This window comes from Gellertiella hungarica, assembly GCF_014197145.1.
Taxonomy (GTDB): domain Bacteria; phylum Pseudomonadota; class Alphaproteobacteria; order Rhizobiales; family Rhizobiaceae; genus Gellertiella; species Gellertiella hungarica.
This window is the reverse complement of the sequence record NZ_JACIEZ010000007.1, coordinates 115,549-128,317: the sequence shown is the minus strand read 5'-3', so window position 1 is coordinate 128,317 and position 12,769 is coordinate 115,549. Positions and strand designations below refer to the sequence as shown.

At 67.7% G+C, this 12,769-nt stretch carries 12 protein-coding genes; 5 read left to right on the top strand and 7 right to left on the bottom strand.

The features are described 5' to 3' along the window. Positions 1-13 precede the first annotated feature (13 nt). From GGR23_RS16365 to GGR23_RS16355, 3 genes are read right to left on the bottom strand one after another with little or no spacing between them, the layout of a single operon-like run. Positions 14-727, bottom strand: coding sequence for a Bax inhibitor-1/YccA family protein (locus tag GGR23_RS16365; protein ID WP_183367387.1), 714 nt, complete (start codon positions 725-727; stop codon positions 14-16). 20 nt (positions 728-747) lie between these two features. Further along, positions 748-1,518 carry an anti-sigma factor family protein gene (locus GGR23_RS16360; protein WP_183367386.1) on the bottom strand — a complete coding sequence of 257 codons (771 nt, stop codon included), beginning with the start codon at positions 1,516-1,518 and terminating at the stop codon, positions 748-750. Then, on the bottom strand, positions 1,511-2,041 hold the full coding sequence (locus GGR23_RS16355) for a sigma-70 family RNA polymerase sigma factor (RefSeq protein WP_183367385.1): 531 nt from the start codon (positions 2,039-2,041) through the stop codon (positions 1,511-1,513). The genes GGR23_RS16360 and GGR23_RS16355 overlap by 8 nt, the downstream gene beginning before the upstream one ends. Positions 2,042-2,242: 201 nt before the next feature. Here GGR23_RS16355 and GGR23_RS16350 point away from each other — a divergent pair, with 201 nt between their 5' ends. Next, the gene (locus GGR23_RS16350; protein ID WP_183367384.1) at positions 2,243-3,355 is read left to right on the top strand and encodes a Gfo/Idh/MocA family protein; all 1,113 of its coding nucleotides are present in this window, start codon (positions 2,243-2,245) and stop codon (positions 3,353-3,355) included. Positions 3,356-3,358: 3 nt separating this feature from the next. Here GGR23_RS16350 and GGR23_RS16345 read toward each other — a convergent pair whose 3' ends face one another. Further along, positions 3,359-5,074: a methyl-accepting chemotaxis protein gene (locus tag GGR23_RS16345; RefSeq protein ID WP_183367383.1), complete on the bottom strand. Its 1,716-nt coding sequence runs from the start codon at positions 5,072-5,074 to the stop codon at positions 3,359-3,361. 451 nt (positions 5,075-5,525) lie between these two features. Here GGR23_RS16345 and GGR23_RS16340 point away from each other — a divergent pair, with 451 nt between their 5' ends. After that, positions 5,526-6,413, top strand: coding sequence for a cation diffusion facilitator family transporter (locus GGR23_RS16340; protein ID WP_183367382.1), 888 nt, complete (start codon positions 5,526-5,528; stop codon positions 6,411-6,413). A gap of 53 nt (positions 6,414-6,466) precedes the next feature. Here GGR23_RS16340 and GGR23_RS16335 read toward each other — a convergent pair whose 3' ends face one another. The 3 genes from GGR23_RS16335 to GGR23_RS16325 all read right to left on the bottom strand — a co-directional run bounded on the left by GGR23_RS16335 (position 6,467) and on the right by GGR23_RS16325 (position 9,110). Then, positions 6,467-7,120 carry a methionine ABC transporter permease gene (locus tag GGR23_RS16335; protein ID WP_183367381.1) on the bottom strand — a complete coding sequence of 218 codons (654 nt, stop codon included), beginning with the start codon at positions 7,118-7,120 and terminating at the stop codon, positions 6,467-6,469. Next, complete coding sequence (locus GGR23_RS16330; protein ID WP_183367445.1) at positions 7,101-8,174, bottom strand: methionine ABC transporter ATP-binding protein; 1,074 nt, start codon at positions 8,172-8,174, stop codon at positions 7,101-7,103. Before GGR23_RS16330 ends, GGR23_RS16335 begins: the two co-directional genes overlap by 20 nt. A 93-nt stretch (positions 8,175-8,267) precedes the next feature. Continuing rightward, positions 8,268-9,110 carry a MetQ/NlpA family ABC transporter substrate-binding protein gene (locus tag GGR23_RS16325; RefSeq protein WP_183367380.1) on the bottom strand — a complete coding sequence of 281 codons (843 nt, stop codon included), beginning with the start codon at positions 9,108-9,110 and terminating at the stop codon, positions 8,268-8,270. A 303-nt stretch (positions 9,111-9,413) separates the two neighbouring features. Here GGR23_RS16325 and GGR23_RS16320 point away from each other — a divergent pair, with 303 nt between their 5' ends. The 3 genes from GGR23_RS16320 to GGR23_RS16310 are packed head-to-tail and all read left to right on the top strand — an operon-like array spanning position 9,414 to position 12,732. Continuing rightward, positions 9,414-11,126 (top strand): dihydroxyacetone kinase family protein, encoded by a 1,713-nt coding sequence (locus GGR23_RS16320; RefSeq protein ID WP_183367379.1) that lies wholly within the window; start codon positions 9,414-9,416, stop codon positions 11,124-11,126. Further along, complete coding sequence (locus GGR23_RS16315) at positions 11,123-11,539, top strand: CxxCxxCC domain-containing protein (RefSeq protein WP_183367378.1); 417 nt, start codon at positions 11,123-11,125, stop codon at positions 11,537-11,539. Before GGR23_RS16320 ends, GGR23_RS16315 begins: the two co-directional genes overlap by 4 nt. Continuing rightward, positions 11,536-12,732, top strand: a complete 1,197-nt coding sequence (locus tag GGR23_RS16310; RefSeq protein ID WP_183367377.1) for an ROK family transcriptional regulator — start codon at positions 11,536-11,538, stop codon at positions 12,730-12,732. Before GGR23_RS16315 ends, GGR23_RS16310 begins: the two co-directional genes overlap by 4 nt. Positions 12,733-12,769: the final 37 nt, after the last annotated feature.

Genomic DNA, 12,769 nt, shown 5'->3' with positions numbered 1-12,769 from the left:
TTTCTCGTGCGCGTCAGTCTTCCTGCTGGCCGGTAAGGCTGAGCAGCAGCTGGAAGATGTTGACGAAGTTCAGGTAGAGCGACAGCGCGCCGAAGACCGCGAGCTTCTGGTTGGCCTCGAGGCCGGCATTTTCGGCATACTGTTCCTTGATGTTCTGGGTATCCCAGGCGGTGAGGCCGGTGAAGACGATGACGCCGATCACCGAGACGGCGAACTGCAGCGCGCTCGACCCCAGGAAGATGTTGACGATGGAGGCGATGACCACGCCGATCAGGCCCATCATCAGGAAGGAGCCGAACTTCGACAGGTCCTTCTTCGTGACATAGCCATAGAGGCTGGTCGCGCCGAACATGGTGGCGGCGATGAAGAAGGTGCGCGCGATGCTGGCGCCGGTGAAGACCAGGAAGATGGAGGCGAGCGACAGGCCCATCACCGCCGAGAAGGCGTAGAAGGTCATCTGCGCCGAGGCTGCCGACATGGTCTGCATCTTGAAGGAGAAGAAGAACACGAAGGCGAGCGGGGCGAGCATCACCACCCACTTCAGCGGGCTGGAGAAGATCGGCACGTAAAGCGCCGGCGTGGTGCCGACGACGAAGGCGACGATGCCCGTGATCACGAGCCCGAGGCCCATGTAGTTGTAGACGCGCAGCATGTGCTGGCGCAGGCCCTCGTCATAGAGGGCGGCATTCATCGTGCCATAGGCGGTTCTGTTCTGTTCGGGGTACATAAAACGCAACTCCTTGACAATCAGTAGAGCGTGGATTTCAGGGTCTCGGCCTTCTCGCGCAGGCCGGGATCGCGGTCGCTGGAAACGACCGCATAGGCGACATCGCCGATCTGCCACCAGGCGGCCTGAGCCTCGCCGAGCGCGGTCGCGCTGACCGGTTCGACGGCAAAGTGCCCGGGGCGGACGGCGAAGAGGGAAAGCCGGCGGCTATCCTCGCCGACCAGCACGGCCTCGACGCTGGGGCCGAAGCTGGAGGGGAAGACTTCCGCCTCCGCAACCCGCCAGCCCTTCGGCAGCTCGGGCAGCACGATGCCCGTGGCCGAGCGGATCTCCTCGGGATCGAAGGTGCCCGCAAGCTTCTGCGAAGCCATGCCCTGGCGGATCTCCTGGGTGCGGTGCGCATCGACCGCCTGGGACACGAAATCCGGCGGGTGGGTCGAGGCATTCACCTCGCGCGGGCCGAACGGGTTGAAGGCATTGTTGGCAAGCCAGCCCGCCGACACGAAGAGCAGGATCGCCGCCGCACGGCGCAGGCCCGACCACATCTGCTGCCCGTTGAGGGCCGAGCCGAGCCGGCGCGCAGCCTCACGCGTTTCGGCGCGATCGGTGGCCGGCGGATCGGCAAAGGCCAGCTTCAGCGCCGAGCGCATGTGCAGGTCGGCCATCACCCTTGCGGCGGCCGCGGGATTGTGGGCCAGATGATTTTCCACCCGCGCCCGGCCGGCCAGGTCCAGCTGATTGTCGACATAGGCGTCGAAATCGGTCTCTGCGACGGGTTCGGGTTCAGTCATCGGCATTCCTCACAAGTCTGAGCGTCGGCGCTTCGCGTCCGGGTTCGTCGAGCGCGCGCAGACGCGCCCGCGCCCTCGAGATCCTCGACATCAGCGTGCCGAGCGGGATGTTCAGCGCGTCCGCGGCCTGCTGGTAGGAGAGCTCCTCCACCGCAACGAGGTGGAGCGCGGCGCGCTGCTCTTCCGGCAGGTCGAGAAAGGCGCGGCGCACATCCGCAAGCCGCATCGCCTCTTCCTGCCCGGCCGGCAGGACCGCCGACATCTCGTCCAGCTCCTCCATGTCCGCCTGCCGGCGCGCACGGGCGGCGCGCAGGCGGTCCACATGGGTGTTGTGCAGGATCGAGATGAGCCAGTTCCTGAGATTGGCGCCCTTCCGGAAGGTCGAGCGCTTCTCGTAGGCCCGCAGCAGCGCGTCCTGCACCAGGTCCTCGGCATCCTGTCCGTTGCGCACGAGCGCGCGGGCATAGCGGCGAAGGCTCGCCAGCTGTCCGATGATGTCGAAGGGTCGTTTGTCGCGGTCCATGCCCTCATATACGGATCAACCCGCGGATTTATTCCAGTGGCCCGCCTCGCATGATGAGAAAAAATGAGGGGAGGGGCATCCGGCGGCCGTGCGCGCATGGTCCTTCGCCCCGGCCCCGCCGCCGACATGCCGCCTCGCATCCCCGCCCGGCCTCGATTAGGCTGGCCTTTAAAACGATTCGCATGCGAGGGAGGAAAGCGGATGGGTCTCGGCGTCGGGTTGATCGGTTCGGGTTACATGGGCAAGTGCCACGCGCTGGCCTGGACCAGCGTTGCAACCGTCTTCGGCGACGTGGAGCGGCCGCGGCTCTTGGCGCTGGCGGATGCGACCGAGGAGCTTGCGCAGCGCCAGGGCCGCGCCTTCGGCTTCGCGCGCGCGACGGGCGACTGGCGCGACCTCCTCTCCGATCCCGCGATCGACGTCATCTCCATTGCCGCGCCGAACCAGTTCCATGCCGAAATGGCGGTGGCGGCGCTGGAGGCGGGCAAGCACGTGTGGTGCGAGAAGCCGATGGCGACGTCGCTGGCCGATGCGGAGCGCATGACGCAGGCGGCGCGGCGTTCGGGGCGCATCGCGATCCTCGGCTACAACTACATCCAGAACCCGATGATCCGGCTGGCGCGCGCCATCATCGCCGAGGGGCGGATCGGCACGGTCAACCACATCCGCCTCGAGATGGACGAGGACTACATGGCCGATGCGGCCGAGCCCTTCTACTGGAAGAGCGAGAAGACCTCCGGCTACGGGGCGCTCGACGATTTTGCCGTCCACCCGCTCTCGCTGCTGAGCGTGCTGCACGGGCGGATCGCGGAGGTGGCCGCCGACATGGCCAAGCCCTACCAGACCCGTCCGACCCGCGAAGGCGGCACGCGCACGGTGGAAAACCACGACATCTCCTCCGCACTTTTCAGAACGGAGGAGGGGGCCTCCGGCGTGCTGATGGTCAACCGGTCGGCATGGGGGCGCAAGGGCCGCATCGCGCTGCAGATCTACGGTTCGGAAGGTTCCATCCTCTTCGACCAGGAGCGGATGAACGAGCTGCAACTCTACACGACCGCCGATCCCGGAGGCCTGCAGGGGTTCCGCACCGTTCTTGCGGCACCGGTCCACCGGCCCTATGACCGCTTCATTCCCGCACCCGGCCACGGGCTCGGCTTCAACGAGCTGAAGGCCATCGAATGCCGGGAACTGCTGGCGGCCATCGAAGGTGCGCCGGCCCATGTGATCACCTTCGAGGAAGGGCTGCGGATCGAGCGCACGGTGCATGCCATGGCGGCTTCGGCGCTCGCCAGGGAATGGGTCCCGGTCGGCTGATCCTCAGGCGACGCGGCGCTGGGCGGGCGAGGCCGCCGCCGCGGCGGAGCCCGGCTCGCGGATGGCCTTGCGCCGGTTGAGCTTGAAGCGCCCGACGAGGGCCGAGAGGGATTCCGCCCCTTGGGCGAGCGCGCGGCTGACCGCGTTCATGCCGTCGACCAGCGCAATGTTTTCCTGCGAATTGCGGTCGAGCGTCTCCACCGCCAGGCTGATCTCGGACAGCTGCTGGGTCTGCTCCGCGGCCGCGGCCGCCATGGCCTCGACATTGCCGTCGATGGTGCGGACGAAATCCTCGATGCGGCGAAGCGCGTCGCCCGTGTCGCCCACGAGGCGGACGCCGCCGGTGACTTCCTCCGACGACCGCGCAATCAGCCGGCCGATTTCCCGGGCGGCATCGGCGGAGCGCTGGGCCAGCGCCCGCACCTCCTGGGCGACGACGGCAAAGCCCTTGCCGCTCTCGCCCGCGCGGGCCGCTTCCACCCCGGCATTCAGCGCCAGAAGGTTGGTCTGGAAGGCGATCTCGTCGATCACCCCGATGATGCTGGCAATCTCGCGCGAGGCGCCCTCGATCCGGCCCATGGCCTCCACGGTGGCGTTCAGGACCTTGACCGAATCGGCCGCCGCCTGCCGGGCATCGCGGACAAGGCCGCGGGTTTCCACCGTGCGGGTGCCGGCATCGCGGATGGTGCCGGTGATGGTGCCGAGCGCCGCCGTCGTCTGGCGCAGAGCCGCGACCTGCTGGTGGCTGCGGTCCTCGAGACTGTCGGAGCTGCGCCGCATGTCGTTGCTGCGCTCGTTCAGGCCCGCCGTTTCCGCCAGCACCAGCTCCAGCGTTTCCTGGAAGCGGCCGATGGAGCGGTTGAAATCCTGCCGCAGGGGCTCGAAGTCGGAGACGAAGGGCTCGTCGATGGTCATGCGGATATTGCAGTCGGCAAGCCGCCCGAGCCCTTCCGCAAGGGTCTGCATCGCCTGCACCCGGCCCGTGATGTCGGTGGCGAACTTCACCACCTTCACCACCTTGCCGGTATCGTCGATGATGGGATTGTAGGTCGCCTGGATGTGCACCTCGTTGCCCGCCTTGTCGAGACGGGTGAACTGATCGGTGAAGAACTCGCCCGCTGCCAGCCGCCTCCAGAAGCCGGCATAATCAGGCGACTGCACATGCGCCTGCAGGCAGAACATCGAATGATGCCGGCCGACGATCTCCGAGCGCTCATAGCCCATGGCGCGGCAGAAGTTCTCGTTGGCGTCGAGCACCTGCCCGTCGGGGGTGAATTCGATCACCGCCTGGGAGCGCGAGAGCGCCTCCAGCTTGCCGTTGCTGTCCAGCGTCCGAAGCTTGGCGGCGGTGATGTCGGTCGCGATCTTCACCACCTTGTAGGGTTTGCCGCGCCGCATCACCGGACTGTAGGTCGCCTCGATCCAGACCACCCGGTTGCCCTTGGCAAGCCGCTTGAACTGCCTTTGCGCCGCCTCTCCCCGGGCGAAGCTCTCCCAGAGCTGCCGGTATTCCGGAGAAGCCGCCTCGGCCGGATCGACGAAGATGCGGTGATGCTTGCCGACGATCTCGGAACGGTCATAGCCCATGGCGCGGCAGAAATTGTCGTTGACATCCAGGATGTGGCCCTGAAGGTCGAACTCGATCACCGCGAGCGAGCGCTTCAGCGCATCGAGCACGTGCTTCGAATCACCACTGAAACCGAGCGAAAGATGGGGCATGAAGGGATCTCGATGAACATCTGATTTTCGCGATTTACTCACAAAAGCGGTTAACAGGCGTATAATCCTTGCGCGAAATCGTTTTATTCGGCCGCCTTCTGCAACCGGGAAAGGCAGGGAAGGCGCAGGCGGCGTCCCGGCGGCTTTTCTGCGCAGGCACCGGCCCGCCTGTCCAAGATTTTGCTTTTCCTATGCAATCGTTCGCTGCTGAAACCGGCGGCTGCACGCAGCCGCCTGCCGCCTCCTCAGTTACATACCGGTAATGCTAATGCTAATGCCTCGCAATATCACAAATCCTTGTTTTAGCTGTGAATTTCAGCTTGAAACCGTCCCCTGCCGCAGCTATCCGCTTATCCAGCGGCGGCCTCGCGGCAACCCGGAGGCGCCGGTATCCTCCGGCTAACCTGTCTGAGGCCCGGCTCATCTCACGACCGTCAGACGGAGGCATTTCATGGACCGCACCATCAGGATTGCGATCGGCAGCATCGTGGTCGGCTTTGCCGTTCTCGGTCTCAAGGCCTTTGCCTGGTGGCTGACGGGCTCCATCGCGCTGTTGTCGGATGCGCTGGAAAGCACGGTCAATGTCGCCACCGCCATTGCGGCGCTGGTGGCCATCCGCGTCGCCGCCCGGCCGGCGGATGCGAACCATCCCTATGGCCACCACAAGGCCGAATTCATGAGCGCGGTGCTGGAAGGGGTGATGATCATCATCGCGGCGCTGCTGATCATGAACGAGGCGTGGAAGGGCTTCATGGCGCCCCGCGCGCTCGATGCGCCGCTGGAAGGCCTGCTGGTCAACGGTCTTGCCAGCGCCATCAACGGCATCTGGTGCTATGTGCTGATCAGCTATGGCCGCCGCCACCGGTCGCCGGCCCTCGTCGCCGACGGCCGCCACCTGCTCTCCGACGTGGTTTCCTCGGTGGGCGTCACCTTCGGCGTGCTGATCGCCATCCTTACCGGCTGGCAGAAGCTCGATCCGGCCCTTGCCGGGCTCGTCGCGATCAACATCCTGTGGTCCGGCTGGAAGGTGATCACGGAATCGCTGAGCGGCCTGCTCGACGAGGCGGTTTCCGACGACATGCTGAAGATGATCCGCGAGACCATATCGGATCAGGCGACCGGTGCGCTCGAGGTTCACGACCTGCGCACCCGCCATGCCGGCAAGGCCACCTTCATCGATTTCCACATGGTCGTGCCCGGCACCACCACGGTCGACGAGGCGCACGAGATCTGCGACCGGATCGAGACCGCCCTGAAGAAGAACATCCCCCAGGCGCTGATCACCATTCACGTGGAGCCGGAAAACAAGGCCAAGCACCAGGGCGTGCTGGTGCTCTGAGAGGGGAGGGGGCCGCTTATGGCCCCTGCCGAAGGCAGCTCCTCCCGGCCCTGTCAGCGCCGTTCCAGTGCGGCGGCGATGCGGTCGCCGATCACCTGGATGCCTGAGACGAGCAGGATGAGGATCACCACGACCACCACCATCACCGAGGTTTCGAAGCGCTGGTAGCCGTAGCGGATGGCGAGATCGCCGAGACCGCCCGCGCCGATGGCGCCGGCCATGGCGGAGGCGCCCGTCAGCGTCACCAGCGTGACGGTGAAGCCCGAGACGATGCCCGGCAGCGCTTCCGGCACCAGCACCTCCCGCACGATGCGCAGCCGGCTCGCCCCCATGGATTCCACCGCCTCGATGAGGCCGCGCGGCACCTCGCGCAGCGACACCTCCGCGATGCGGGCGAAATAGGGCGTCGCGGCGATGGCGAGCGGCACGATGGCCGCACCGGTGCCGAGCGCCGTGCCGACGATCAGCCGCGTGACCGGGATGAGCGCCACCAGAAGGATGATGAAGGGCACGGAGCGGAAGCCGTTCACCACCCAGCCGACCAGCCGGTTGATCCAGAGGTTTTCCGCAACGCCGCCTTTCGCGGTCGCGACGAGAAGGAGGCCGAGCGGCAGGCCGAAGACCAGCGAGATCAGCCCGGAGGCAAAGGTCATCACCACGGTTTCCACCGTGGCGCGCCAGACGAGATCAACGAGAACCGGGTTCATGGCCGAGGAACTCCACATGGATGGCAGGGCCCAGGCTTTCGGCCCGGGCGAGGATGGCAAGGCGATCGGCCTCGGCCCTGAAGAAGAAGCGGCCGACCGGCTGGTCCCCGATGTGATCGATGCCGCCGTGGACGAGGTGCACAGGCGCCCCGAGCGTCTCGCCGAAGAGGCGGGCGAAATCGCGCCCGGCATCGGCGCCCACCGCATCGACCGAAAAGACGGCGGGGCCCGTGCCGTTCACGCCGAGACGGCCTAAGAGAAAGGCCGGAAGCTGCGGCCGGATGCCGGCAAGCAGGCTCTGCGTCACGGCATGGACGGGCCGGGCAAAGACATCGGCCACGGCCCCTTCCTCGACGATCCGGCCCCGGTCGATCACCGCCACCCGTCCGGCGATAGAGCGCACCACATCCATCTCGTGGGTGATGAGCAGCACCGTCAGCCCGAGGTTGCGGTTGATGTCGCGGATGAGATCCAGGATCGAATGGGTGGTTTCCGGATCGAGCGCCGAGGTCGCCTCGTCCGACAGCAGCAGGGCCGGGTTGGCCGAGAGCGCGCGGGCAATGCCGACGCGCTGCTTCTGCCCGCCGGAAAGGGCGGAGGGATAGGCATCCGCCCGCGCGGCGAGCCCCACCAGATCGAGAAGCTCGAGCGCGCGCCGACGCCGTTCGGCAGGGGCGACGCCGGCGATCTTGAGCGGCAGGGCCACGTTGTCGATCACGGTCTTCGCCGAGAGCAGGTTGAAATGCTGGAACACCATGCCGATGCGGCGGCGCAGCGGCTGGAGCGCCCTGTCGGAGAGGTCGGTGATCTCTTGGCCCTCGATGCGGATCGAGCCGGAATCCGGCCGCTCCAGCCCGTTGAGGCAGCGGATGAGGGTGGATTTGCCGGCGCCGCTGCGGCCGATCAGGCCGAGGATCTCGCCCTTGCGGACGGTGAGCGAGATGCTGTCGAGCGCTCTGGCGGAACCGAAGGTGCGGGTCACGCCGCGGATTTCGGCCACGGCCGGCGCCGTTTCCGGCCCGGCGAGGGGCTGGCCGGCGATCGTCTTGTCCATTTTCATGTCAGTCCTTCCGGAGGAGGCGAGAACGGGATCGGCCGCCGCAGGCGCTTGCCCGCGGCGGCCCGTCCCGCTGTCGCGTTCGCGGGATCAGTAGGCGGCAAGCCCCGTGCCCTTGTAGACGCGGTCGAACTCGGCCTTCACGGTCGGGTTCTGGTAGGCGGCCACCAGATCCTTCACCCAGGGCTGGTCCTTGTCTTCCTCGCGGACCGCGATGAAGTTGCGGTAGGCATTGCCCTCGACCGGCTCCTGCGCAATGCGTTCGGCGGGGGTGAGGCCGGATTTCAGCGCCCAGTCGGTGTTGACGACGGCGGCATCCAGATCGTCGATGGACCGGCCGACGATGCCGGCATCGAGCTCGCGGATCTCGAGGTTCTTCGGGTTCTCGGCAATGTCGGCGATGGTGGCGAGGATGCCCGTGCCGTCCTTCAGCTTGATGAGGCCTTCGTGCGCGAGGAGGTTCAGCGCGCGGCCCTCGTTGGAGGGGTCGTTCGGCACGCCGATGGAAGCGCCCTCGGCCAGCTCGCCGACAGCCTTCACCTTCTTGCTGTAGAGGCCGATCGGCCAGACTGCCGTGAAGCCGACCGGAACGATCTTGTAGCCGTTGGTCTTGATCTGGTTGTCGAGATAGGGCTGGTGCTGGAAGGCATTGGCGTCGATGTCGCCCTGCGACAGGGCCTCGTTCGGCTGGGTATAGTCGTTGAAGACCACCGTCTCGATGGTGAGGCCCTTCTTGGCGGCCTCGGCGGTGACGACGCGCCAGACGTCCTCGTCCTCGCCGCTCATGATGCCGACCTTCAGCGTCTTGCCTTCGGCGCGGGCGGCTTCGGGCGCCATGCCGGCAAAGGCGACGACGGCGCCGAGAAGAGCGGCAAGACCGGCGCGGCGGGTAATCCTGGTGGTCGAGAGAAGAACAGTAAGGGCATTGGTCATCGGGGTCGTTCCTTGGGAGGATCAATCGGGAGCGAAACGGGCCTTGCCGTTTCTGTCCATGAAGGTGCCCGATCCCTGCCGCGGGAGCGAAGCATCAGAAACCTTTCTTTCGCGGATGCAGCAAACAGTTTTCGGCAGCGGGCCGGAGCCGGGGAATGAAAATCTACCGATTTAGTAGAGATAACGAAGCGCGCCGGTCGCCTCCTCCTCGCGGCGGACGGCCGGGGCAAAAACCGTCCTTGTGCTGGCGGCGAAGCTGTGGACACTGGGCGGCGAACGCGACTGCCAAGGAGGAGACGAGCCATGACCACCATTTTCGATGCCCCCGAGGATTTTGCCGCGACCGCGCTTCGGGGCTTTGCCGCACTCTATGGCCGCTACGTGCGCCTGGTGAGGAATGGCGTGGTGCGCTCCACCCGCACGCCGGAGGGCAAGGTGGCCGTCGTGGTGGGCGGCGGGTCCGGCCATTACCCGGCCTTTGCCGGCTATGTCGGCCTCGGCCTTGCGGATGCGGCGGTTGCCGGCGATGTCTTTGCCTCGCCCTCGACGGCGGCGGTTGCCCGGGTGTGCCGGGCGGCGCACCGGGGCGGCGGCATCCTTCTCGGCTTCGGCAATTATGCCGGCGACGTGCTGAACTTCGGCGTTGCGGCGGATGAGCTGCGCGCCGAGGGCATGGATGTCAGGATCGTCCACGTGACCGACGATGTCGCGAGCGCGCCGCGCGAAACCCCGGAGAAGCGGCGCGGGATCGCGGGCGATCTCGTGGTCTTCAAGATCGCGGGGGCGGCGGCGGAAGCCGGGCATGCGCTGGATGCGGTGGAGCGGGTCGCCCGCCATGCCAACAGCCGCACCGTGACCGTCGGCGTTGCCTTTGGCGGCTGCACGCTGCCCGGCGCGCGCGAGCCGCTCTTTACCGTTCAAAAGGGCCGCATGGCCGTCGGCCTCGGCATTCACGGCGAGCCGGGCGTCGCCGAAAGCGAGGCGCTCCCTGCCGCCGATCTCGCCCGGCTCCTCACCGACCGGCTGCTCGAGGAACGTCCTGCGGGCGTGACGCGGGTGGGCGCTCTGCTGAACGGTCTCGGCGCCACCAAATACGAGGAACTCTTCGTGCTCTGGACGCGCATTGCCGAGCGCCTGTCCGCGGAAGGGCTGACGGTCGTCGCGCCGGAGGCGGGCGAATTCGTCACCAGCCTCGACATGAGCGGCTGCTCGCTCACGCTCCTGTGGCTCGACGAGGAGCTGGAGAGCCTCTGGACCGCGCCCTGCGACACGCCCGTCCTGCGGCGCGGCGCGGCACCGCAGGCGCTGGAAGCCCCCGGAAGCGAGGACATGTCCGGCGAGGAAGGCGGGAATGCCGGTTTTGCCCGGGCACCCGAAGCCGGCCGTCGGGGGGCGGCCTGCATCGCCGGCACCTTCGAGGCCATGGCGGCGCTTCTCAGGGAGAAGGAAGCGGAGCTCGGCCGCATCGACGCGCAGGCCGGCGACGGCGATCACGGGCAGGGGATGGCGCGCGGTTCGGCCGCCGCACTTCTTGCCGCGCGGACCGCTGCCGAGGCAGGCGCCGGAACCGCAACGACCCTCAGGGCCGCGGCGGAAGCCTGGGCAGACAGGGCGGGCGGCACATCGGGCGCGCTCTGGGGCGTGCTGCTCAAGGCCTTCGCGGCGGAACTTTCCGACGATGCGGAACCGGCGGGCGAAGCGGTGGTGAAGGGAGCGCGCGCGGCTCTGGACGCCGTGATGCGGGCCGGTGGGGCGAAAGTGGGCGACAAGACGCTGGTCGATGCCTTCGTGCCCTTCGTCGACGTGCTCGATGCGCGCTTTGCCGCGACCGGCTCGCTGAAGATCGCCTGGACAGAGGCCGCCGAAGTGGCGGGCCAGGCGGCCGAGGCGACCGCGCCTCTCAGCCCGAAGCTCGGCCGGGCGCGCCCGCTCGCCGAGCGCAGCATCGGTCATCCGGATGCGGGCGCGGTTTCGCTGGCGATGATCGCCACCGTCATCGGCGCGCGCCTTTCATGACGCCGCTCGATGCACGCGATTGCGCGGGATGCGGCCTCTGCTGCCGCCTGCCCGACATCGATGCGCTGGACAAACCGGCGAACGAACCCTGCCGGCATCTGGCCGGGGAGGCGGGGTGCCGCGCCTATGACACAAGACCCGACACCTGCCGCGCCTTTCTCTGCCTGTGGCGGACGGAAGCGGCGCTCGGCGAGGAATGGCATCCCCCGACGGCGGGCATGATGGTCTACCGGCAGGGGCCGCAACGCACCGTTCTGGCCGACCCGCGCCGGCCGGACCGAAGCCGCTCGGAGCCCTGGCTGAGCCAGCTGCGGCGCTGGGCGGCGGAGGATGCACGGACCGGCGGCTATGTGATCCTTTTTGCCGGAGACCGGGTGGAGAAGATCGAACCGGCGCCGGGAGGCGAGGCATGAAACCCGTTTCCGGCACCAACCTGGAGCAGGCCAGGGCCCATAACCGGCGGGTGGTCATCGAGGCGATCCGCGTTCACGGCCCGCTGTCGCGGGCGGAACTGGCGCGGCTTTCGGCGCTCACCGTCCAGACCGTTTCCAACATCGTGGAGGATCTGGTCGCAGCACGGCTTCTGAAGGCGGAGGAGCCCCGGCGGCTGCCGCGCGGACAGCCGATCACGCCCTATTCCCTCAATCCCGACGGGGCCTATTCCATCGGGCTCGAGCTCGAGCGCGACCATGCGGGTGGCGTGCTGACCGATCTTTCCGGCGCAATCCGGGCGAGGGCGCGCAGGCCCGCGCTGCGTCCCGGCCCGGACGAGGCGATCCCCCTGATGGCGGGCCTTGTGGAGGAGATGATCGAAAGGGCCGGCATCGACCCGCAGCGGTTGCTCGGCGCGGGCCTTGCCATGGCCGGACGCTACCAGGGAGAGGGGGTGACATCGCTCAGCCCCGTCGCGCTGCCCGGCTGGGCAGGCTTTCCGGTGGCGACTGCGCTGTCCGGGCGGATCGGCCTGCCGGTTCTGGTGGAGAACGACGCCAGTGCGGCGGCGATCGGGGAGCGGCTGCACGGGGTGGCGCGCGGGCTCGGCAGTTTCGTCTACCTGTGGCTCGGCGGCGGGATCGGCGCCGGACTTGTTCTCGATGGCCAGCTCTATCGCGGAAGCCGGCGCAATGCGGGCGAAATCGGCCACATGACCGTCGTGCCCGGCGGGAAGCCGTGCCCTTGCGGCAAGCGGGGTTGCCTCGACCGCTACGTCTCGCTCGGTGCGGTCCATGCCCATCTCGGCATCGGGGACCCGCTGTCGCTCGACCCGGCGGAACTCGACCGGCGCCTGGAGGCGGGCGGGGAGGGGATCGAGGCCTGGCTCGACGAGGCGGTCGGTCCGATGCGGCAGGTGATCGACACGTTCGAGCTTGCCTTCGATCCGGAAACGGTTGTCATCGGCGGGGCGATGCCGCCGGGCCTTCTGAAGCGGCTTGCCGAGCGGCTGGAACCGCTGCCGCCGCCGCTCGACCCGAAGGCGGAACGGGCGTTGCCGCGGGTCATCCTCGGCGCGACGGGCAAGGACACCGCCATCCTGGGCGCGGCCGCCCTGCCGGTCTTTTCGCAAACCAACCCGCAATTCGACGTGCTGCAGAAGCGCGCCCGCTGATTTTCCGGGTTTGGCCGGTTCGCCGGCGCGCCTATGA